At 62.3% G+C, this 22,145-nt stretch carries 20 protein-coding genes and 1 riboswitch; of the genes, 12 read left to right on the top strand and 8 right to left on the bottom strand.

All coding sequences use genetic code 11. The features are described 5' to 3' along the window. Nucleotides 1-115: 115 nt before the first annotated feature. Genes AAF563_11755 through AAF563_11740 form a run of 4 tightly spaced genes read left to right on the top strand, consistent with a single transcriptional unit; the run spans nucleotide 116 to nucleotide 4,976 of the window. Entirely contained in the window at nucleotides 116-2,827 is a 2,712-nt protein-coding gene (locus tag AAF563_11755; protein ID MEM7121946.1) for a molybdopterin cofactor-binding domain-containing protein, read from the top strand. Continuing rightward, nucleotides 2,827-3,348: a 2Fe-2S iron-sulfur cluster-binding protein gene (locus AAF563_11750; GenBank protein ID MEM7121945.1), complete on the top strand. Its 522-nt coding sequence runs from the start codon at nucleotides 2,827-2,829 to the stop codon at nucleotides 3,346-3,348. Before AAF563_11755 ends, AAF563_11750 begins: the two co-directional genes overlap by 1 nt. Before the next feature lie 19 nt (nucleotides 3,349-3,367). Further along, on the top strand, nucleotides 3,368-4,453 hold the full coding sequence (locus AAF563_11745; GenBank protein ID MEM7121944.1) for a hypothetical protein: 1,086 nt from the start codon (nucleotides 3,368-3,370) through the stop codon (nucleotides 4,451-4,453). Nucleotides 4,454-4,499: 46 nt separating this feature from the next. Next, nucleotides 4,500-4,976 (top strand): GFA family protein, encoded by a 477-nt coding sequence (locus AAF563_11740; GenBank protein MEM7121943.1) that lies wholly within the window; start codon nucleotides 4,500-4,502, stop codon nucleotides 4,974-4,976. 33 nt (nucleotides 4,977-5,009) lie between these two features. Here AAF563_11740 and AAF563_11735 read toward each other — a convergent pair whose 3' ends face one another. From AAF563_11735 to AAF563_11725, 3 genes are all read right to left on the bottom strand, one after another. Beyond that, nucleotides 5,010-7,601: a TcfC E-set like domain-containing protein gene (locus tag AAF563_11735; GenBank protein ID MEM7121942.1), complete on the bottom strand. Its 2,592-nt coding sequence runs from the start codon at nucleotides 7,599-7,601 to the stop codon at nucleotides 5,010-5,012. Between the two features lie 69 nt (nucleotides 7,602-7,670). After that, on the bottom strand, nucleotides 7,671-8,636 hold the full coding sequence (locus AAF563_11730) for a hypothetical protein (GenBank protein ID MEM7121941.1): 966 nt from the start codon (nucleotides 8,634-8,636) through the stop codon (nucleotides 7,671-7,673). Nucleotides 8,637-8,779: 143 nt separating this feature from the next. After that, the gene (locus AAF563_11725; protein MEM7121940.1) at nucleotides 8,780-9,322 is read right to left on the bottom strand and encodes a hypothetical protein; all 543 of its coding nucleotides are present in this window, start codon (nucleotides 9,320-9,322) and stop codon (nucleotides 8,780-8,782) included. A 644-nt stretch (nucleotides 9,323-9,966) separates the two neighbouring features. On the opposite strand from AAF563_11725, the gene AAF563_11720 reads away from it, so the two are divergent. Next, nucleotides 9,967-10,722, top strand: a complete 756-nt coding sequence (locus AAF563_11720) for a class I SAM-dependent methyltransferase (GenBank protein MEM7121939.1) — start codon at nucleotides 9,967-9,969, stop codon at nucleotides 10,720-10,722. Nucleotides 10,723-10,729: 7 nt separating this feature from the next. Here the strand turns inward: AAF563_11720 and AAF563_11715 are convergent, their stop codons facing one another. Continuing rightward, a complete protein-coding gene (locus AAF563_11715) occupies nucleotides 10,730-11,368 on the bottom strand; it encodes a LysE family translocator (protein MEM7121938.1) in 639 nt (212 codons plus the stop codon). A gap of 226 nt (nucleotides 11,369-11,594) precedes the next feature. Between AAF563_11715 and AAF563_11710 the strand changes: the two genes are divergently transcribed. The 5 genes from AAF563_11710 to AAF563_11690 all read left to right on the top strand — a co-directional run bounded on the left by AAF563_11710 (nucleotide 11,595) and on the right by AAF563_11690 (nucleotide 14,682). Next, nucleotides 11,595-11,765 (top strand): hypothetical protein, encoded by a 171-nt coding sequence (locus tag AAF563_11710; GenBank protein MEM7121937.1) that lies wholly within the window; start codon nucleotides 11,595-11,597, stop codon nucleotides 11,763-11,765. Between the two features lie 184 nt (nucleotides 11,766-11,949). Then, complete coding sequence (locus AAF563_11705) at nucleotides 11,950-12,105, top strand: hypothetical protein (GenBank protein ID MEM7121936.1); 156 nt, start codon at nucleotides 11,950-11,952, stop codon at nucleotides 12,103-12,105. A 132-nt stretch (nucleotides 12,106-12,237) separates the two neighbouring features. Further along, nucleotides 12,238-12,507: a hypothetical protein gene (locus AAF563_11700; protein MEM7121935.1), complete on the top strand. Its 270-nt coding sequence runs from the start codon at nucleotides 12,238-12,240 to the stop codon at nucleotides 12,505-12,507. A gap of 75 nt (nucleotides 12,508-12,582) precedes the next feature. Beyond that, nucleotides 12,583-13,470, top strand: a complete 888-nt coding sequence (locus AAF563_11695) for an AEC family transporter (GenBank protein MEM7121934.1) — start codon at nucleotides 12,583-12,585, stop codon at nucleotides 13,468-13,470. Nucleotides 13,471-13,639: 169 nt separating this feature from the next. Beyond that, a riboswitch (cyclic di-GMP riboswitch) is annotated at nucleotides 13,640-13,732 on the top strand. 125 nt (nucleotides 13,733-13,857) lie between these two features. Continuing rightward, nucleotides 13,858-14,682, top strand: coding sequence for a ParA family protein (locus AAF563_11690; GenBank protein ID MEM7121933.1), 825 nt, complete (start codon nucleotides 13,858-13,860; stop codon nucleotides 14,680-14,682). Here the strand turns inward: AAF563_11690 and AAF563_11685 are convergent. Together AAF563_11685 and AAF563_11680 are read right to left on the bottom strand one after the other, a co-directional pair. Continuing rightward, nucleotides 14,679-15,869 (bottom strand): multidrug effflux MFS transporter, encoded by a 1,191-nt coding sequence (locus AAF563_11685; GenBank protein MEM7121932.1) that lies wholly within the window; start codon nucleotides 15,867-15,869, stop codon nucleotides 14,679-14,681. The two genes, AAF563_11690 and AAF563_11685, sit on opposite strands and share 4 nt — an antisense overlap. Nucleotides 15,870-16,100: 231 nt before the next feature. Continuing rightward, complete coding sequence (locus tag AAF563_11680) at nucleotides 16,101-16,730, bottom strand: TetR family transcriptional regulator C-terminal domain-containing protein (GenBank protein MEM7121931.1); 630 nt, start codon at nucleotides 16,728-16,730, stop codon at nucleotides 16,101-16,103. A gap of 131 nt (nucleotides 16,731-16,861) precedes the next feature. Here AAF563_11680 and AAF563_11675 point away from each other — a divergent pair, with 131 nt between their 5' ends. Then, nucleotides 16,862-18,034 (top strand): aromatic ring-hydroxylating dioxygenase subunit alpha, encoded by a 1,173-nt coding sequence (locus AAF563_11675; protein MEM7121930.1) that lies wholly within the window; start codon nucleotides 16,862-16,864, stop codon nucleotides 18,032-18,034. Between the two features lie 20 nt (nucleotides 18,035-18,054). Here AAF563_11675 and AAF563_11670 read toward each other — a convergent pair whose 3' ends face one another. Both AAF563_11670 and AAF563_11665 read right to left on the bottom strand, forming a co-directional pair. After that, entirely contained in the window at nucleotides 18,055-19,302 is a 1,248-nt protein-coding gene (locus tag AAF563_11670; protein MEM7121929.1) for a multidrug effflux MFS transporter, read from the bottom strand. Between the two features lie 172 nt (nucleotides 19,303-19,474). Next, nucleotides 19,475-20,158, bottom strand: a complete 684-nt coding sequence (locus tag AAF563_11665) for a tetratricopeptide repeat protein (protein MEM7121928.1) — start codon at nucleotides 20,156-20,158, stop codon at nucleotides 19,475-19,477. A gap of 233 nt (nucleotides 20,159-20,391) precedes the next feature. On the opposite strand from AAF563_11665, the gene AAF563_11660 reads away from it, so the two are divergent. Next, nucleotides 20,392-22,137, top strand: a complete 1,746-nt coding sequence (locus AAF563_11660) for an adenylate/guanylate cyclase domain-containing protein (GenBank protein MEM7121927.1) — start codon at nucleotides 20,392-20,394, stop codon at nucleotides 22,135-22,137. Nucleotides 22,138-22,145 lie beyond the last annotated feature (8 nt).

The raw sequence follows: 22,145 nt of genomic DNA, 5'->3' as shown, positions 1-22,145 counted from the left end.
TGATCCATCAGCGATGCGAATGCTAGTCTTAATCAATCAAGAGTCGGGGTCGTCCGATCTTGTACCCCGTACTCACCGATGTGCTGAAGCGCCCAAACATCGGGATACGGGGGGCATGGGCATCAACGCGACACGTCGCCAATTCTTAGCGGCAACTTCCAGCGGCATTGCGCTCAGCATCAGCGTTTTGCCACATCTTAACTTCGGATCAGACGCACAAGCCGCCGATATGGTGCCGCCACCTGATTGGCAGGCCGGTCCCGGCAAGGCGCGCTTTCGCATCGATGGTCTGCGCAAGGTCACGGGCCAGAAGATTTACGCCCGCGACTTCCGCGCCTGGGACATGGATGGATGGCCGCAGGAAGAAGACGTGGTTCTGGTCATCAGAACACCGTTTGCCAATCGCGAGCTGATCGGCCTCGATCTCGATCCTCTGCCCGACGATCTGAAACCCACGCGCGTTGTCACCGGCGCCGATCTCGTGCGCGACAAGATCGCGATCGCTGAGGTCGACTTCCCGGCCGGCAATTATCTGGTCGAGCCCGGCAAGGTGCCTAACTATCTGGGTCAGGCCGTCGCGCTGCTCTACTACAACGACTATCACACCATGGACCGCGCGCGCCGCGCGATCCGGTCACTGCACAACAAAGGCATCGTTGCCGGTCCGGAGGAACCGAACCGCGAAGACACGTTCTATGAACCGGAGACCAGCGTCATCCATGCGGTCTCGCGCGGCCAGCAGATCTTTTCCCAGGTCGATGGCGGCCCGGTCAGACCCCAGAAGCTGGAATCCGACCGCGACAAGGAAGCGATGGCCAGGGTCGACTACATCCGCGAGCGGCTGGAGAACCCTACATCCGTCGGCTGGAGCGTGCTGCGCAACGTTTACACGACCCAGACGGTCGACCCCATGTTCATGGAACCGGAATCCGGCCTTGGCTGGCTCGACCGCGACAGCGGCACCCTGCACATGATGATCGGCACACAATCGCCGAGCTACGATGTCAATTCCGCCGGTGAGATCTTCTCCGATCCCGACTGTCCTTTGGACGTCAAGGCGGTCAACCTGTTCGCCGCTTATCCCGGCGGTGGTTTCGGTGGACGCGACACCTCCACATTGTGCCTGTTCCTGGCGCTCGCCGCGGCTTACGGCGACCGGCCGATCCGCATCGCCTATGACCGGTTCGAGCAGTTCCAGTCCGGCGTCAAACGGCATGCCGCGCGCATCGACCTGACGCTGGCCGTCGACGACGACGGCCTGTTGCAGGCGGTGCGCAATCACATCTATCTCAACGGCGGCGGCCGGCGGAATGTCAGCACCTATGTGGCGCAGGTTTCAGCATTGGACGGTGCCGGGGCCTATGACATTCCGCTCGCCGACATCTGGTCGCGCGCGCGGCGCACCCGCGCGCCCATCGCCGGTTCCATGCGCGGCTTCGGCACGGTGCAGAGTCTCTTCGCAATGGAGTCGATGATCGATGAGCTGGCCCTGAAAAACGGGCTGGACCCCATCGATCTCAGACTGCGCAACGTGCTCGCCCCCGACCAGGAAATCGTCACCGGCGCGCCGCACGCACCGCCCGGCCTCAGGGACATGTGCGTGCATGCCTCGCAGCACAGTCTGTGGCTTGATCGCGATCAAAAGAAACAGGCATCCGCGAATGCGGACGCCGCCTATGGCGTTGGCTTTGCGCTGGGCATGAAAAACTACGGCACCGGCGCCGATGCCGCGTTGGATGAGGTTGCCTTCGACGCCGACGGTGCGATCACCGTCACGACCAACGTGATCGACATGGGCACCGGCACCGCGACGACGCTCGCCATTTCGACGGCGAAGTTCCTGGGCGCAAACGCGACCGAGGTGAAGACCGGCATATTGGCGCCGTTCGACGCGCTGGAACTGGAAGGCAGTTTCGAAAAACACCCGGAAAACCCACGCTGGACACCGCTGGTTCATGAGTCGACCAAGGCGGCGTCAACGTCGTCGAAATGGGTCCACGGTGTGCACATGGCCTGCCAGGTGCTGCTGGAAACAGGCCTGCTGCCGGCCGCGCGTGACATGTGGGGCGCGACATCGGCCGGTGTCGGCATTACCGATGTCAGCTGGCAGGGCGGCGAGCTCTCGGCAACCGGGCTCGATCCCATTCCGCTTGCGACGCTCGCCAAGCATGCCCATGACAACGGCCACGTCGTCTCCGCCATGATCCACGCGTTCTATAGCGGGCGCTGGATCGAAGCCGATTACACGGTCGGCGACGAGACGTTCCGCTGGCAGATTGATGCGCTGTCTGTTCTGCGTGGCGGTCAGACGGATCGCGAACTGATCGACCGCCAGAACCCGAAGCTCTTCACGGTCGAGAGCATCTGGGAAGGCAACGGCCAGAACTTCGGCGCCTCCGCCTGTCTGGCCGCGGTCAAGGTCGACCGCAAGAACGGCACCGTCACCCTGCTTGACGCGGTCCACTACATCGGACCAGGCACGGTGTTGCAGGAAGACCTGATGGAGGGCCAACTGGACGGCTGTTTCGCCATGGGTGTCGGTCAAGCGCTCCTGGAATACCTGCCAACCTATGAGGAGGGCGCCGGCAACGGGCGCTGGAACCTCAACCGCTATCACGTGCCGCTGGCCGGCGACGTCGCGCTGCACAACGTCGAGAAGGTCATTCTGCCGCCGGAATCCGACGACGCGCCGGCACGCGGCATTGCCGAGGTCGCCATGGTCGCCGTTGCCCCGGCGATTGCCAACGCCGTGGCCCATGCGACCGGCGTTCGCTTTTATGACCTGCCAATTGCCGCCGACAAGGTTCGCGAGGCGTGGAGAGGATGATGGAGACAATCAATCTTGATATCACGCTCAACGGTGAACAGGTCACGCGGCCCTCTATCGACGCCAACATGATGCTGGTCGAGTTCCTGCGCGAGGAGCTGGGTCTGACCGGCACGAAGTTCTGCTGCGGCATTGCCGTTTGCCGGGTCTGCACGGTATCGGTGGCGCACAGGGCCAGTGCTCACGAGGTCGCCATGCGCGCCTGCACCACGCCGCTCAGTGAGGTTAACGGCCGGGTCATCACGACTGTGGAAGGTCTGGCTGACGGGAACGACCTGCATCCCCTGCAGCATGCGTTCCTGGAGAATTTCTCGTTCCAGTGCGGCTACTGCTGTCCGGGGTTCTTGATGGCGTCCTACGCGCTGATGGATCAACTCACGAGAAGCCCGATACCGCGCGAGCGGGTCGACGACGCCATCGACGCGGCGGTCGGACAGCACATATGCCGGTGCACCGGCTATGTGCGCTATCACCGGGCGATCAGGCAAGTGATTCTGGATACGCCCGGCCTGGCGACGTGAGGCGAAGGAGCAATCAGCCATGAACCCCGCACGTCTCCTGGTCCTGCCTGCTCTCGTCGGTCTGTGCTTCTCTGTCACGGCCGCGGCGCAAGATGACTACACCCTGCACGACTACGCCAACGAGTGCGCCGAACTGATCATGGACGCGCCGGTCTTCAACTGTCTGGACCTCGACATCGTGCCAATCACCGTCAATGGTGAGGTGCCGGAGGAGTACACCAGCCAGATGAGCTGCGACCGCCCGGCCATGCTGCCCTACCCCGATTACACCGATGGCCAGTGCGCGCCCTACACGCGCTTCTCCGCGTTCGAAGACGGCGACGTGCAGCTCGTTCAATTCTGCCGGCGCATGTACATCCGCGACGAGAACGACCCGCGCTTCGACTCAATCGAAATGATCATGCACAACGTGAAGACGGGCAGCACCTGTTTCTTCATCTCGAAAAACTTCGGCGAAAACCCGGACGGCGAGCTCGGCACGCGCGTGCCGCCGCCGACCGAACTGGAACCGCCGGAGGGCGAGCTTGCGGCGGCCGATCTATGGGCGACGCCGCAACAAGTCGCCGATCACGGCTGCATCTACTGCCACGACAGCGATCCTTGGATGCGCACGCCGTGGATCGCCCAGAACGGCGAACTGCCCGCCGACCCCTGGGGCTTTCATTCGGTTGATGCCGGCGGCCCGTTTGTGGATTGGCCGAAGCCGGAGAGCATCGCCACGCGCGGCAACACATGCGTCGGCTGTCATCGCATCGGCTCGCTCAACACCTGCCAGGAAATGGAGATCCCGACCTTCGGCGATCAGCCTGCCAAGATGATGCAATCGGTCGGCCAAGCGCCGCACGGACGCCTGGGTGCGCGGCCTGGCACCATCGAGGAGTACCCGCCCGACGTCTACAGCGACTGGGCGCAAAGTTACCCGCATGCCTATTGGATGCCGCCGGGCAACGTGCTGCCGCTAACCGAATGGAACAAGATCTACGAGCACGACATTGCCGAGCTGCAACGCTGCTGCGCCGATCACGACGCGCCCGGCTGCTTTGTCGAGCCGATTACCAGCAAGGAGCGCTGGTTGGAACTGATGGAAAGTGGCGAGACCGGCTGAGTTGCGGCAAGACCAAGTTCGACTTGAGGTGATCACAGGTTCGGACATGACGATGACCGGCGGCTGCATATGCGGCGCCGTGCGCTACGAGACCACCGGCAAGACATTCGGCGTCCAGCACTGCCACTGCCATAGCTGCCGCATAGACAATGGCGGCCCCGTCGTAACGCTGGCCGGCTACAATGCCGACCAGGTCACGTTCAGCGGCGATGCCCACAAAATCTATGCGTCCTCGCCGGGCGTCGGACGCGCGTTCTGCGGCACGTGCGACACGCCGCTAACCTGGGAGGGCGACGGCGGCGAACTGGGCCCGATCGTCGAGTTCTACATCTCAACCTTCGACAACCCGGACGTCCTGTTGCCGACCGGCCATTCGTTCGATCCCGAACGCTTCCCTGGTTCGACATCGCAGACGGCCTGCCCCGCTATGAAGGTTTCGCCGAATGCAGTCCAGTGCTGCGCCACGGCCTGGCGAAAGAGGGCCTACCGCCTGCGTAGCGCGCTTCGATTAGGCGGTAGTTGAGGTCATCGCGCCACCTCTATGCGGTGGAATACATCAGTCGTCGGTGTTGCCCTCAATGTCCTGGGCGATCTCGACGATGGCAGCGAACGTGCTCTCATCGATCGGCTCACAGGTCAGCACACCCAAATCGGCATAGAGTTCACCCGGCAATTCAGGCAAGTCCACCGCGCACGGCGCCTCGCCGGGCGGTGTAACGGCCAGCCGGCGCGCCGTCGTCACTTCGGTCTGGAAGAAGCCAGAGCTATCCGTCGACGCAATGCCAATGGCGCCATCGATGCGTCCATCGGCGACCGGGTCGCCGAACTCGTTGACTATGCGGCCGAATATGGCCACCAGCTCGTCGGCCCTGAAGTGGACGGAAACAGCGTTTCCGGGGAACAGCGTCAGCAGCTGGCTATCGCGATCGAGATGAACAAACCCCTCAGTATCGTCGGTCAGGGAGATTTCATAGGTCGCGTAGGGCGGCAGCGGCAAGAAGACACTCTCCCCTAAACGGATCTTGTCCTGCGGATCGCCATCGACATTGATCAGGAACGTCCGATCCGGATCGGTGTTGCCGTCAAGCAGAACCATGACGCCGCTTTCGGTCAATGCCGGTCCACCGAACGCGAATCCGTCGGGGTTGCCGATTAGATTGACGTCGAAACTGCCGGCGTAGGTCGTGAACGAACCGCCACTGTGGAATGCCGTCTCGTAGTCGAAGCCGACACGGCCGATGTCGTTGGCATAGTCGCCGCCGGCATAGATCGAGTCCTCGAACACGTTCTTCACCGCGCCTGCGCGCAGAGACAGGTCGCCCTCGACCAGATCCTGATCGTCCCACACAACCAGAACGTCGCCCTCGGGTCCGGACCCGTTGTCCGATGTGTCGTTCGGACGCGGGTCGGAATGGCGGTAGCCAAGCGCAGCCTGATAGGTCCAGTTGTCGACGACATAGGAGAAGCGTAATTGCGTCAACGCCAGGAACTCGCGGTCGGATTGCGTGACGCTGCCCGTCCACTGGATGTCCAGACCATCTTCGTAGAACACTTGCGATGTGAATTGCGGGCCGAACGACCAGGCCTTCAGATCGTCCTCGACACTGTAGCTGCCGACCATGCTGACTGTCGTGCTCCAGTCCGGGAAACGATAGCTGAGAGCGCCGTTGAACTGTTGGGAATCGTTGATGAAGGGATCGAAGATGTCGGGGTCGCGGAACTCTCTGGTTTTGCCGGCAAAGATCTGGCGCAGCGACAAATTCATGCCCAGATTGTCGAACCGGTCAGTGTAGCGCAGGAAGTATCCGTAGTCCTGTTCGGTCGTCGCGATGACACCGCCCTGCAATCGCGTCGACTCGTCCAGAAAAACGCCGCCTGTTTGCAACAAGACCTGATCGGTGCTGCCCATCAGGTCGGCAAACCATCCGGTCTGATCGTCAACGCGATGCACCGTTCCGGCGCGGAACAGATGCGTCGAAGTGACATCGCCAATCAAGTCACCGTCGCGCCCTTGCACGTCGTCATCGATCAACTGGCCTATCTGAAACACATAGGTCGGCGCGTCCGATGGCGGCAGCTCCGGCGTCTTGGCGAAGAACCGCGTTTCCTCCCGCGTGCCGCCGCCGATCTCCTGAATGCGCAACGTGACCTCGTAGGAGCCCGGTGGCAGCGTCGCAGTGTTCAGCACCTGATTGCCGGCATCATAGGTTTGACTGGCGAGCAGACGCCCATTGCCAAAGATGTCGACCTTGGAGCGTACGGGCAGGAACAGAACCAGCGGCGTGCCGGTGACCAGGTCCAGGTCCATCCGGGAATCCAGCTGCGTGCCAATGCCTACGCCGATCATCTTTTCCTGAGCGACCGCTTCCAAGGGCGCGGTGCGGAACAGGCCGCCCTGAAGACGCCACGCTTCCTGGTCCGAGATGAACTGCCCTTGATCCAGGAAAAAGCCGTCGCGGTTGTCATAGAGCAGGTCGCTGACGACACGGTTGTCTTCAAATCCCAGAATAGTGTGGTTCAGAATGTCATAATCGTTTGTCTGCTGATCACCGCCCGAAATAATGCCGCTCAGATAGCTCAGGACCGCAGGGTCGCCATCGCTTGGTTCAAGGTATCGCGCGCCGATGCTGCCCTGTACGGCGCGATAGGTGCCGTTGACAAAGACGTCAGCGCGAAATGCGTTGCGGTCGAAAACGACGCCGGCGACGGTGGGCTGCAACACGCCGCAGCCTTCGTCTTCCAATGTCTCGCCGGGAAGACAGACCAGATCGCCGTGGGTTTTCAACGGTCCGGTCAGGGCGGCCGTGACGGCGGCGCGCTTGTCGACATCTTCCATCAAGTCCACGATCGCGTCGGGATCATCGAACGTAATCGAGCCGGGCGCATAGGTCGCCACAGCGGATGTCAAAATCCGACCGTTGTAATAGACGTCGATGACGTTGGTCTGCGGTTCGATAAGGTTCTCGAAGCCGGCCGGTACCGCACCTGTCGACTGATCAGGTGTGATCGGTTCGGGGATCGGCATCAGGGCGATAAACGTCTCCAGTGACGGCATATAGTCGAGGTCGGCGGCAATCGATATCTCTTCCGCCAGGCCGCTGCGCACGACGCCCAAGCCGGCGGCCGCCAGCATTACCGCCGCAACCAAGGGCGCAGCCACCCTAAGGTAGCGGCTGCGTCGTCCTTTGTATGTTACCCCGCGCTCCGTCATGGCTGATCACGGTGGAATCGCGACTTCGATCAGCACGGTGCTTTGGTAGGTGCCGGCAGCCGCTTGGGCAGCGCCCAGGTCGCTTTCATCGAAGTGCACGAGCATGCTTGCGTTGTTGGAGTTGCCGGCGCAGTTCTCGGAATCGTTCGTCGTCGTGAACTGTTGCGGCGCGCCATAGAACAGTTGTGTCGCGCTACCGATCGAACTGACGCCGCCGCTGCCGGCCCAATAGACCGAGTATGGGATCGGCGGGCTGCCGCCGGACAGGACTTCGAACGCGCCTTCTGCCGTCATCGCCGTCACCTGATAGGTCGCTGGCGCGCCGACACTCGGGCGGTTGTTCGTCCACACACAAACGCTGGTATCGGCATTGGTCTCGCTGCCGAAACCGTCCCAGACGCCGAAGTTGAAGTTGTTCTTCAAGCGGATGAAGTTCATCAGCGGCGGACTGACCACCGTAATCAGCCCCGACGATTCGGTGTCTGTGCCGGCGCCGAACGGCGCGTTGATGGTCAGACGAATGCGTCCGGTATAGGTACCGGCGGGCACACTCTCCAGATCGTCGTCAATGATGCGGATGCGCAGGCGTTGCCCGCCGGCGTTGGTGCCAGAACTGGTGCAAATGTCGAACTGCGCTTCGGTCAAGCTTTGGAAGTTTCGCGGCGTGTTGGGCGTCAGCGTTACCCAGCTTCCACCGGTCGGGTTGCGGTACTGGACGATGATGGGAACCGTGCCGCCCGGTCCGCTCAATTCGAATGCCCCGCCGGCACCCTGGCCGACAGCCACAACCTCGATCTGGCGGAAAAAGAAAGGCCGGTTCGACAGCGCGCAATGCCGTCTCACGGCGCTGCGGTTGTTACCGCCGTTCCAGGTTATCGTGAACGTGTCGCCGGTGAACCCTTCAAGATCGGCGCACGAACGAAACCGTCCGGCGCACTGCGAGTTCGCCGCGAATGTTTCGGTTGATGTCATGATCCCCACCATCACGACAAGCGCAAGGGCGCCCAACCGCAGGCCGATGAGCGCTGCCTCGGGTAAAATCCGTCGCGGCAACGAAGCCGCTATGTCCGAAACAGCGCTCACGTTTCTCCGGCCTGCGGCCGGGGCCTACCTGGTTACGGGCCAGTCGTAATCGTGGCCGTCATGGTCGCCGAGTACGCCGTCGCGCTGGCCGGCTGGGCGGCAAGGTCAGTCGCGAGGATATCGACGATGAACGTCGCGGTGTCGGCACCGGGACAGTCAGGCGCAGTGGCCGTGGTCGTGAACGAAGACGGCGTGGCATAGGTCAGCACGGTGCCGGTGGTCTGACCGGGCGCACCAGCCCATGAAATGCTGACCGGAAGTTGGTTGGCGCCGCTGTCCAGCGTGTAGCCGCCGGTGCTCGAGGTCACCGTGACGTTGTAAGAACCACTGGGCACGTTGGTCCACACGCACACGTCATCCTGGCGGCTCTCGTCGCCCAGACCATTCCAGACGCCGAACAGAATGTCGTTCATGCCCTCGATGTTGTAGAGGTTGTTGATGCCGATCTCGACCAGAGCGGAATCGGTCTGGCCGGACGGGCCGGTCGCCAACGCGGTCGCCGACAACAACGCGAAGGAAGCACCGGCGACGCCGGCGACGAGTTTAGAGCTATACTTTTGGGTAAGACGGTTCATGATTTGCCATGACTCCATAAGGCCGTTGTTTTTAGGCTGACTGACCGACCCCGCGTTGATCCATCGCGTTGCACGGGGCTAAATCGCCCAATCAGTGGCCCTTCTTGCAGCTTCCACCCTGTTCACCGATGAGGTTTTGCGGTCTCCTCCGCGCCTTATTCTGCGACGCGTTTTGTCAGGGACCGCCCCCTCCGTTGGGAGTATGTAGTATTTCCAAAGGGTTAGTCTCTACAAACTATAAGTTGTATAGAATGAGAGTGTGGCGTTTGTCACACTTCGACACACGATCGGGCATGGTGGACGATAAACGGCAGAAATGCTTGCTATTTGCGACGCTAGGGCATTGGTCCTGCCATATGTTATGTGATGTAACAGGTAACGTTTCTGTGATGCGATGCAAATTGCCTACCCTTTATGAGTACCTCGAATGTGACAGCGTCGTTTGGACCGCCTGAATCAGGGCCCTCGAACACGCGTGCGGCGGCCGCCGGGATTACCGGTGCTGATCCCAAAGGCGGGTTCCGGGATGCGGGGCTTGGTCGCGGCCGGCGGCGTGACTAGAACGGATCGCAGGCGGTGCAGATTGAGTGCGATCTGCTCTAGGCTGCCGCGCGCAAGGTCCAGATAACCGAATTGAGGCTCCGATGACCGCTCCTTTCGCCATGAACTCCTTCAAGGGCAAGCAGGTGCTGGCACTGGTGCGCGACGGCGACTACGCCCATGCCGGCGAGGAGGAGGCGATCGAGTTGACCATGGCGCCGATCGCCAGGGATCCCGACCGCGATCTGCTCGACGCCGGTTGCGGGCTCGGCGGCACGGCCGCCTATCTGCAAGACCACGGCTGGGGCCGGGTCACCGGATTCGACATCGAGCCGCGCGCGATCGAGGGCGCGCGCCAGACCCATCCCGGCCCGACATTCCTGGCCTCAGACATCGTCGCCGCGCCGGGCCAACTCGACCGCCGCTTCGACGTCATCACCATGTTCAACGTGCTCTACGCCCTGCCCGATCAGCCGGCCGGGTTGCGCGCCCTGGCCGACGTCGCCGCACCCGGCGCTACGCTCGCGATCTTTGACTATGTCGACACCGGCGCCTACCAGCGCGATCCCTTGATCGATGCCGGCGGTCCGTTTCTTCCTCAGCCGGTCAAGCGCGAAGGGGTTGAGGGTCTGCTTGATGAAGCCGGCTGGCGGCTGCACGACAGCACGCCGATCGATGATGCCTACATCGGCTGGTACATCGCCCTGGTCGCCAAGATCGAAGCGAAGAAAGAAGCAATCGTGGCGCACGTCGGCACCGACGGTTTCAATCACGTGCTCGGTCTGTATAGCGGCCTGTTGGATCGCCTGCGGGCAGGGGTCCTCGGCGGCTCGCTCATCTATGCCGGTCGCGCGGACTGACGGCCGATCACGTGACGCTTGTGCCAGTGCCCAACGCGAAAATCGACCACACGGCAATCGCGACCATGACAGCGCCGGAACCCCAGCGCACCCACAGCTGCGCCCGGTCGCTCGACAACAGTCCCCGCGCGCCTTGGGCGCCGAAGGCATAGATAAGCCGGCCGATCACCGCAAGACCGACATAGGTCGCGATCAGGATCACCATCTGCGGCACGTGGGGACGCGACGTATCCATGAACTCCGGCAGGAAGTTGATAAAGAAACCCAGGCCTTCGGGATTGATAGCCGTAATCACGAAACCGCGTATGAACAGCGTTCTCTTCGGGATGCCCGCGTGCTCGACCGTGATCGAAGGATCGGCGTGTGCCGGGCGAATGCAGCGGTAGCCCAGATAGAGCAGATAGACGACGCCGAACCACTTCAGCACGTCGAACAGCGGCGGAAACGCCTCGATCAGGATTTCGATGCCGGCCAGCGATGCGGTGATAGAGACCAGGTCGCCGGCCACCACGCCACCCACGATCGCCAGGATCGCGCGGCGACCCTCCGACAGCGTGTAGCTTAAGACCAGGATCGTGCTGGGGCCCGGTATCATCAACACAACAAAGGCGGCCAGCACATAGGCCAGGTACGTCTCAATCGTCACCGGCCCTGACCAATCGACGCTAGGCCCGCGGTGTCGCGCACCACACGACAGCGGACAAGGTGTTGCGCTTCGGCAACGCGAACGGCCGAGGTGTGTCGGCTGGCACAGGACATGCACGACACCCGGTGATCACGGTCACCAACCCCACGCCACGGGCAAGCATTAACGTTGATCATTACCACCTACCTGCCAAGGCGCAGACAACATAGGCATTGAGGCGACACCAATGGCCGACAAAAAGAGCTCCAAGTCCGACAAGCATACCACGCAGAACAACGAACTCGGGGGCATCCTTTCCCACGAGCAACTGGAAAAGCTGGCGGCTGCCGTCAGCAATGCACAAGCCAACGGCGCGGCCGGCGCCACGCCGGCCGGGTACTATTTCGCCGACGAATAACGCCGGCTTATCGATCACCACTCGCGGCTTTAGAGCAGATCCTGTCGTGCTCTAAAGCCGCCATAATTCACTTCCCAAATCGCGGCGACTGATCACGCATGTTGTCATGCTGACCAGTCTTCCACGCCATCCTCCCCATGTGTAGGGCAGAGGTTCAACCATCCGCACTTGGGGAGACCCGGCCATGACGCACAAGCTGAACAACACCGATAAGCGCATCTTCGACATCAAGGAGCCGATGTCGCGGCGCGATGTCTCGATGGAGAAGATCATCGACGGCTTGTCCCTGCGCGTGACGATCCGCCAGCCGCAGCAGGAGATCTTTCCGCGGCCGCGCTGATCGCAAAACCGAGCACATTGCCAAAATGAGACAATGTGCTCGGCGACATGCCTCCATTCGACACGCCACAAGGCACTGCGGGCTCGCCGCCACGTAGTGTACGATCGGCATCCGCGACCCCCAGGGTGTGGCATGCTGGATCTGGACAACCACGTCATCTTTGCCGACGGCCCCGACGACGACACGGTGCTCGCCATGCCGCGCGACATTGCCGAGATCGTGTTTCACGAAGCCTTCGGGAAGACGGCCGATCCAAAGCTGACCTACGCAGACTTCACTGCCAGACGACGGACCTTGGAAGACCTTCAGGGTGCGCCCGCCGGCGATGACCTGCTCGCCTTGATGATGGCCGAAACCAAAGTCATCACGAAAAGCACCCTGAAGACCCTCTCCGCGCTTTAGAGCAGATCCTGCCCGCGCGATGGATCACGCGCGCGCCCTCCTGTAGACTCTTCGCCTACGGGGGCGCCGTCGTTCATGGCAGAGCTTTTCTTACACGTCACCAACGTGGTCCTGCCGGTGCTGATCTGCGCCGCCATCGGTTTCGGCCTTGCGCGGTTCAAGGTTCCGTTCGACAACAAGATGGTCAATGGCGTGGTCGCCAATGTCGGTTACCCGACGTTGATCATCTCCCACCTCTCCGATGCTCATGTGCCGATCGGCGCGTTCCTCGATATGATGCTGGCGGCCGTCGCGGTGCTGGCGTGCTTCTGTGTTGCGGCCTTCGTCTTCTTGAAGATCATGGGCCTCAATACCCGCGCTTTCCTGTCGCCGATGATGCACGCCAATGTCGGCAACGTCGGCCTGCCCATCGCGCTGCTCGCGTTTGGCGAGGCCGGCATGGCCTATGCCATGGCGTTTGTCGTTGTCATCGTGGTCAGCATCTTCACCGTCGGCATGGCGGTGACCATGGGCAGCTTCTCGATACGCAGCCTTGTAACCTCGCCAATCATCTACGCGGTGCTCGTCACGCTTGTCTTGATGGCGACCGACACGGCCTTGCCGAAACCAATCGACGCGGCGTTCGATATCCTCGGCGGCCTCGCCATCCCGCTCATGCTGCTGACGCTGGGCTATACGCTCGCCACCTTGAAGATCAGCGCGCTCTGGCGTGCCACCTATCTCAGTCTGTTCCACATCGCCATGGGTGTCGCCATCGCCTTGGGCCTGCTTCAGGTTTTCGGTTTCACCGGCACCGAGCGCGGCGTCTTTATCCTGATGTGCCTGATGCCCGTCTCGGTCGCCACCTACCTGTTCGTCGACCAGCACGTGCCCGAGCTGGCGCACGAGGTGGCCGGCCTGATCATGGTGTCGACCCTGCTCACCATCGTCGTCATGACACTGGCGTTGACCTATTGGATCTAGAGCAGATCGCATTCCATCTGGATCGCCTGGACACCCAACGCCGTCCCAATCGCCCCGATAAGTGTGCCCGCCGTCACTCCCGGTTCCGATTGCCGTGGAAATGTGCGGTTGATTTGCCGACTCTTTCATCGCGCGCGCGACCGCGCCGCCGGGCTGTCCCTATTGGACACCTCGATAAGGGCAAACCGCCGGCGACGGCGGGGCGCAAAGCCACCGGTCTTCGCCGGATACCGTGCCGGGCGAAGACAGCGGGGCTGCCAAAGGGAGACCGGCCATGGCCGTCACCACAAACCGCAAACGCGCGATCCGCCGCGGCGGCGAGATCGTCTGTGTTCCGCTCGAGCCGCGCGACACCCAACTGCCTGGAAGCCGGCGATGCTGAGTTCCATGCGCGTTTTGGCGCTCGCCTCACAAAAGGGCGGCGCCGGCAAGACGACCCTGGCCGGCCATCTGGCGGTTGAAGCCGCGCGCACCGGCCACGGTCCCGTCGCGATGATCGACACGGATCCGCAAGGCAGCCTTTACCACTGGTGGCTGGCGCGCGATGACGAAGCGCCCGACGATGTCGTCAAGCTCACTGGCGTGCCGCGCCGCCGCGAGGATGATCAGTGGACGCTGGCCCGCGACCTCGCCGACTTGCGCGATGACGGCATACGCCTGGTCATCATCGACACACCGCCGGCCGTCACCCGGCGTATCCGCAACGTCGTGTCGCTCGCCGATCTCGTCGTGCTGCCGGTCCGGCCCAGCCCGCACGATCTGCGCGCTGTCGGCGCGACCGTCGACATTGTCGAGGCGCAGGGCAAACCGCTGATGTTCGTGTTGAACGGCGGCACGCCACGCGCGCGCATCAATCAGGACGCCGCGATCGCGCTTACCCAGCACGGCCCCGTGGCGCCGGTCATCCTGCACAGCCGCGTGCATTATGCGTCGGCCATGATCGACGGGCGCACGGTGATGGAGACCGCGCCCAAGTCGAGCTCGGCCAAGGAAGTCATCGAACTGTGGCCGCATATCAACGAGCGCCTGCGCCGGCCCTTGGTCGTCGCGCTGGACAACGGTCTCGACCGGGCCGAGGGCGACACTGGCGAGACAGCCGAACCACCGCGCCAGGCCGTCAAGTTCCCCAGCCCCGTCGGCGGCAACGCGCTCAAGCCCAACCAGCCCTTCGGCCGGCGCACCGGCGACCGCGACAGCGCGAAGTCCGCTTAGATTTCTTCAGGCCCAGGCCCGCGCACAAGAAGCGCGGCGAGCAGCGCCAGAAACGATGCCGCCAGCATGATGGCGAGCAACATGAACGCGCCCGTCTCCACCGTCACCAGCGCGCCGGTGATCACCGTCAGCAGGGCGCCGACAACCGCCGTCAGCGCGCCGAACAGACCGGACGCGCTGCCCGCCAGGTGCGGACGCACCGACATCGCCCCGGCGCTGGCGCTCGGCGTCGTCAGACCGTTGCCGATACCGACGAAAATCGTCGCGCCGAACAGCAGGACGACATTCAGGTACCCTGCCATCACCAAGACGAGCCCGGCGGCAAGACCGATGCAGGCGACCAGCCGGCCGGCGATGATCATAGTCGCGAGCGCATGGCGCCTGGCCAGCCGGCCCGAGAGGAAACTGCCGAAGACGAAACCCGCCGTGATGCTGCCCATGGCCGCGCCCAACGTCGCCGTCGACATGCCGAAGACCGCGGTCGCGACCAGCGGCGTGCCGGCCAGGAAGGCATAGAACGCGCCGACCGAGAACGCCATGCATAACGCGTAACCCCAGAAGTGACGCGAACGCAGAAGATCGGGATAGGCCCGCACTTGTGCCGCGAAGCCGCCTGTGCGTGCGGCATTGGTTTCGCCCAGATCCGCCCAGCAGAGGATGAGGAGGCCAAGACCCATCAGCGTGAACGCCACGAAACTCGCACGCCAACCAAAGAACGCATCCAACAAGCCACCGGCAAGCGGGCCGATCATCGGCGCGACCGCCATCACCATGCTGATGTAGCCGATCGTGCTGGCAGCTTCGTTGGCCGGCTTCATGTCACGCACGATCGCCAGCGACACCGTCCAGCCGGCGATGATGACGCCCTGCAGAATACGGCAGACCAGAAACACACCGATATCGGTGGTCATGACGCAGGCCGCCGAGGCGATTACATAGACCGCCATCGCAGCAAGCAGCACCGGCCGGCGTCCAAAGCGGTCTGAGAGCGGCCCGATGACCAGCTGCAGCGCCGCCGTCACCGCGACGTAGCCGGCGACAGTCAGACTAATGAGCGCATAGCTTACGTCGAAATCCGCCGCCATCGCCGCGAGCGAGGGCAGGAACAAGTTCAGCGACAGGGTCGCAAGCGCGGTCAGCAGGATCAGCGTGACCAGGCGTGGCGGCGTCGCGGCGGGATGAAACATCGGAACCTCTCGGCCGGGTCGAACCGGCGGCATCGTCAAAGCTAGGGCACAAAAAAAGCCCCCGACCGGAATCGGGGGCGCACAGGGCAGCGTTATGGTTTCCGCTACCGGACCATGCGCCACGTGCCTACTACGACGATGGAGGTCGTCATCTTGAATCGTTCCCTTGGTTTTCGCGACGGCACCCTACGAACACACTGGCGCGCCGTCAACGTGGATCGGCAGCGAGGTTCACTTGGCTTTGTCGTCTTGCCAAGCGCCCGCAATGCCCAACATGTCAAAAAGAAGCTTCGTGTTTATGCCCAAAGCCTTTTGCTGATCGACCCTGTTCGGCTCGATCATGTGCTTGATCCATAAACCATCGGATACCGCGAGAAGAGTCTCGGCAATGCGATCAGTGTCGTAAGACCGTCCCACCTGCTCGCCATACGCGGCGATCTCCTCCTTGAACACATCCAACCAGGTTGCCGTCTCCTTGCTGCACATGGCCGCAAGCTTTGGGTCGTGCAGGGCACCGGCGTTGAGCGAGATCCAGACCGACAAATCTCTGGGGTCGAAGTTGGGCGGCGTGTACATCGTTTCGATCAGCCGAACGATACGCTGAAGCGGACCACCCTCGCGCGCTCGATAGAAGTTCTCCTTCCACTTCGCCAACAGCGCCTCATAGGCGGCAACCATCATCGCGTCCTTCGATGCGAAATAGTGCCGCACCATGCCGCGGGACAGACCGGCGATCTCGGTGATCGTCGAGATGCTGGTCTCGGCGATGCCGTGCCGAAAGATCGATTCCATCGTCGCATCGATCAGCATGCCCCTGGCATCTTCAAGACGCCGGTGGGATGGGCTTGGCTGCGTCTTCATCGATCCAATCTCCGCCTGATCACAGGATGTCTTGGGTACCAGCTTGACTCCGACACAATACGCTCGTATTAATATGATCGTATTACATCTGGTTGGCAAGACTTTTCGCAATGAAAACAAAGGGGTCCGTCATGCTTGAGAAGGTCGAATCGGTCAACTTCGCCGGAAACGGTTTCACCGAAGACGCGACGCAAACCCATGCGCCTCATGGCCGGTACTACACGGACCCCGAACTCTTCGAGGCTGAACAGCGCGCGGTCTTCCAGCACGAGTGGCAGTATGTCTGCCACCAGACGGAGCTGCCCAAATCCGGCGACTATCTGGTCGACGAGATTGGTGGTGAATCGCTCTACGTCATACGCGGCAGGGACGACCAGATCCGTGCCTTCTACAATGTCTGCCAACACCGTGGTCATGAACTCCTGACCGGACGAGGCAATGTCAAGATGGTGGTGACGTGCCCCTACCACGCCTGGTGTTACGACTTGGAGGGCAAGCTGCGCAACGCGCCGATGTGTGACGAAGTCAAAGGCTTCGATCGCACGGATGTCCGGCTTACACCAATCAACGTTGAGATCATCGGCGGCTTCGTCTTCGTCAATCTCGACCCGGACGCGACACCCTTGCGCGAGATGGCGCCGGCGTTTGAGAGCATCGTCATGGCCATGGTCGCCGAGGCGCCCGACCTGCGGTACGCGACGCACAAGGACTACGACATCAAGGCGAACTGGAAGATCGTGACCGAGAACTTTCTGGAGGCCTATCACGTCGGGCGCTGCGGAAAAGCGCACGTCGCACTGGGCCACATTATTGATACGTCGACTTACGGGTTCAACATCAACGGACGAACGATCGAGTACACCGCGCGCGGCGGCAAAGCCGAGGTCATCCCCTATGACGTGAACGAGACGGACGCGTTCACCAACACACGCGGCGCACCGTTCCACCAGGTTTTCTTGTGGCCCAACATGACCTTCTCGGTCTTCCCGGGAACGAACATGCTGTTCATCTTCAACATGAAGCCGGCGGGACCGGACCGCGTCGCAGAGAGGATCACATACTTCACCCTTGACGGAACGATGTCCGAACCCACTGAGACGGCCGAGGCCTATATCAGCAATCAGCTCAACACCGAGGATGTCGACCTCGTCGAGGCGGTGCAGCGTGGCGTCAGCTCACGCGGCTACAAACCCGGCAGGCTTATGGTCGACCCGGAACAAAAGGAAGGCTGGGGCGAACACTTCATTCACCACTTCAACACGCTTAACCTGGAAGCCTTGAATCGGGCCGGCGAGGCCGGCTGAGAGAACCGGCGACAACCCCGTCAATCCTGCGCGTTCCACGGCAAGGTGCGTTCGACCCACATCATGACGGCGAACGACACCGTGGCCAAAACTGCGAAGCCCGCGACCAGCGGCAGCACAGTGCCGTCATAGAGTTGGCCAATCAGCGTGCCCAGCGCCAGCGAGATCAGCAAGGTGACCGAGCCGATCACTGATGACGCCGATCCCGCGATATGACCCAAGGGCTCCATGGCGAGCGCGTTGAAGTTGCCGAAGACGAAACCGACGAAGAAGAACGTCACGACGATATAGACCATCGTCGCCCATAGGGACGGATGGTTACCGGCCAGTACGACGACCACCAGAAAGACGATCGACAGCAGACTTGCCGCCGCCAGCGCGACGCCGGTTAATGGACGCATGCCGAACCGCATGACCAGCCGCGCGTTGGTGATCGACGCGAAACCCAATGCACCCGCCGACACGGCGAAATAGAGCGGGAAGGCCTCGCCGACGCCGAACGTGACCTGAAAGATCTGCTGCGCGCTCACCAGGTAGCCGATAAAGGCGCCAAAGATCAGGCCGGCGGTCACTGTATAGCCCAGCGCCGTGCGGTTGGTCAGCGTTTCTCGAAACGCCCGGGCGATGCGTCCGGCCGACAGCTTGCTACGCTTCTCCGGCGCCAGGGTTTCCGGCTGACGCACCCAGAACCAGACGAACGCGATCGCCGCCAGGACCAGGAACATGACAAAGATACCACGCCAATGGGTCACCATCATGATGCCCTGGCCGACAATGGGCGCGAACACCGGAATCAGGATGAAGACGGTCATGACGAGCGACATCAACTGCGCCATCTCGCGCCCGCCGAAACGGTCGCGCACCAGAGCGAGCGTCACGATGCGCGGTCCCGCCGCGCCGATACCCTGCAACAGGCGCCCGGCTAACATGACCCAGAACGACGTCGCCACGATCGACATGACGCAGCCGATCATGAAGATGATAAAGCCGGCATAGATCACCGGCTTGCGGCCGAAGCTGTCGGACAAGGGTCCGAAAACGATCTGGCTGAACGCCAGGCCCAGGAACAGGAAGGTGACGACGAGCTGCTGGCGGTTGCCGCCCGCCACACCCATGTCCTCGCCGATCTGGCCCAACGCCGGCAGCATGGCGTCAATCGCCATCGCGACGATCGAGATCATCAGCGCGATCAAGACGATGAACTCGCCCCGCCCCGGCTGCTTCGGCACGGACTCGCCGCTTCGTGTTGTGTCGTTGCTGTCTCTCATGGCGCGGCGACCATGACCCGATGGCCGCGCGAAGGCTAGAAGAAAGGCGGCAGCGGGGCCGGCGCCCCTGCTCGCCCTCTCCCCTTGAGGGAGAGGCCCGGGGTGACGGGATCGCGCGCGTTAGCGCGCCAGGACAACCAGCGCGCTCACTTCCAGCAACGCACCTATCACCCTACTTCTCCTGCTTGGCGTCCTTGCCGCTCTTGTAGCCGGCGCCGACACCGCCGACGCGGTCCAGGTCATGTTCGGCGAGCACGTAGCCCTGCTCGATCGAGAGCGCGAACCAGTTGGCGGCGTCATTGAAGTCGGCGGGCACGCCGTCGCCCCACTCGTACATGTAGCCCAGGTTCAGCGATGCATAGGGGTTGCCCTGTTCGGATGCCAGCAGGTACCAGCGTCGCGCCTCGTCAAAGTCCCGCACCACACCGTCACCATCGTGGTACATCTGGCCGACCAAGTTCTGGGCGTGCAGATCGTCTTGCTGCGCCTTCGCCAGGAGCCGATCAAAATAGGGCTGGGCTTGCGTGTCGTCAGGTTTGACACCGAAGCCGTACTTGTACATGAGCCCCATCTGATAGAGCGAATAGACCTCGTCCTGCTCGGCGCCCAGACGCGACCACTTGAGCGCCTGGCCGAAGTTCTCCTTCACGCCGAACGACCACAGATACATGGTGCCAAGCCAACCTTGCGCCGTGGCGTTGCCCTCTTCGGCAAGCGGGCGAAAGATCGAAAGCGCCGTTTCGTTGTCGCCCCGGTTAAAGGCCGCCTCGCCCTCGGCAAGCAGCGCCTCGTCGGCAGCCGCGTGGCCAACCGGCATCAAAGCCAGTATGAGCGCAAATGCAGCAATCCAACGCATAACTAGGCCTCCTGTTCGGCATGCTGGAGCCATATGATCCCATTTCGTCGAAATAGAAAACCGATCAATCGGCTAGTGCGGACCCGGCCTTGATGGGATCACTTGGCGGTTCCGTCAAGGCAGGCGAAACCGCTCTTGCCGGCCGGACACAGCACGGACGCGGCGTTGTTGTAGCCGGCAAATGGATTTTTGGCCCCTCGATCGCTAGTCTGGGGAGGTCTAGGAGGTCGCCTATGGAACGGCATCTTGCCGCCATCCTTGCCGCTGATGTCGCCGGCTACTCGCGTCTTGTCGGGGCTGATGAGGAAGCGGCCATAAAACGTTTGGCCAAGCTGCGCGGCATTCTCGCCGACCGCGTCGCCGAGGCCGGCGGCCGGATCTTCGGCGAAGCCGGCGACGGTTTCGTGGCCGAGTTTGCCAGTCCCGTCAAAGCCGTGCGATGCGCGGTCGAGACGCAGCGGGACCTGGTGCTCGAGAACCGCGAGCTGGAGGCCGACAGCAAGATGATGCTCAGGATCGGCGTCCATCTGGCCGATGTGATCGTCGAAAATGGAACGCTTCTTGGCGACGGTGTGAATATCGCATCACGCATCGAAGCCGGTTGTGCCCCCGGCGAGGTTCATATCAGCGCGCCAATCTATGATCAGGTGGCGAAATCGGCCGGCTTCGGCTTCACATGCCTGGGTCCAAAGGCATTCAAGAACATCGAGGGTCCGACCACGGTCTATGCCGTCGCCGGCGACATCGAAGTCAACCGCCTGCAGAACAGCCAGCGCCAGGAAGGCCTGGCGCCGCCGCTGCCCGACAAACCGTCGATCGTGGTGCTGCCGTTCACGAACATGAGCGACGACGCCGAACAGGCGTACTTCTCCGACGGCTTCACCGAAGACGTCATCACCGAACTCTCACGCTTCAAGTCCATCTTCGTCATCTCTAGGCACGCAAGCTTTGCCTACAAGGACGAGGCGGTCGACCTGACCCAGGTCGGACGGGAACTGGGGGTGCGTTATGTGCTTGAGGGCAGCGTTCGGCGGCTGGGCCCGCGTGTGCGCATCACAGCCCAGTTGATCGAGGCCCAGACCAACAACCACGTCTGGGCGGAACGTTATGATGCCAAGGGCGAGGAGTTGTTCGATGTCCAGGACGAACTGATTGGCAAGATCGTCGCGACGATCGCCAATCGTGTGCAGTCCTCCAGCATGGATGCCGCCAAGCGGCAGCCGCCCGACAACATTGAAGCCTATGACTGCCTGTTGCGCGGTTTGTCCTTTCACCATGTCGGCGGCTTGTCGCGGGAGAACGCCGAACAGGCGGTGACATGGATCGAGAAGGCGATCGAACTGTCGCCCAACTTCGCGCGCGCTCACGCGTGGCGGGCCTGTGCGGGCTCGTGGAACTGGCTGATGGACGATCGGGGCGAATGGTACAAGCGCAGCGTCGACGAATCGAACCGCGCCCTGGACCTCGATCCCAATGAATCGGAGGCCCATCGCATCGTCGGCGCCATTGCTCTTTATGAAGGCGACTTTCGCCGGTCCGAGGTTCATCACGAAAAGGCGATAGAGCTCAATCCGAACGACGCCTACGTCAAGGCGCGTTCAGCGGTTCACTACATCGCCGTCGGCAACTTCGATCGTGCCTTGGAACTCGTTCATCAGGCGATGCGACAGGACCCGTTCCTGCCTGATTGGTGCCGGGAGGAAGAGTTCGTCGCCCTTTATCTGAACGGCCAGCACGAAGAAGCGCGCGACGCCTTCAATGGGCTTGGTCGCCCGAGCCTGCGCGCGCTCGCCTATCGGGTCGGCAATCAGGCGTGTCTAGAGGACCCCGGCGAGCGGCAGGACGCCGTCGCCGCTCTCTTGCGCGTCGACCCGGACTTTCGCGCGTCCGCTTTCGTGAAGAGCGAACCTAAGTTTGCCGATCGCGTCATCACCGATCGTATCCTGCGCGACCTGACCTCGGCCGGACTGCCGGCCTGACAATAGAG

Source organism: Pseudomonadota bacterium (assembly GCA_039028155.1).
Lineage (GTDB): Bacteria > Pseudomonadota > Alphaproteobacteria > SP197 > SP197 > JANQGO01.
Note: the sequence above shows the minus strand (reverse complement) of the source record. Positions and strands in the feature narration are given on the sequence as shown.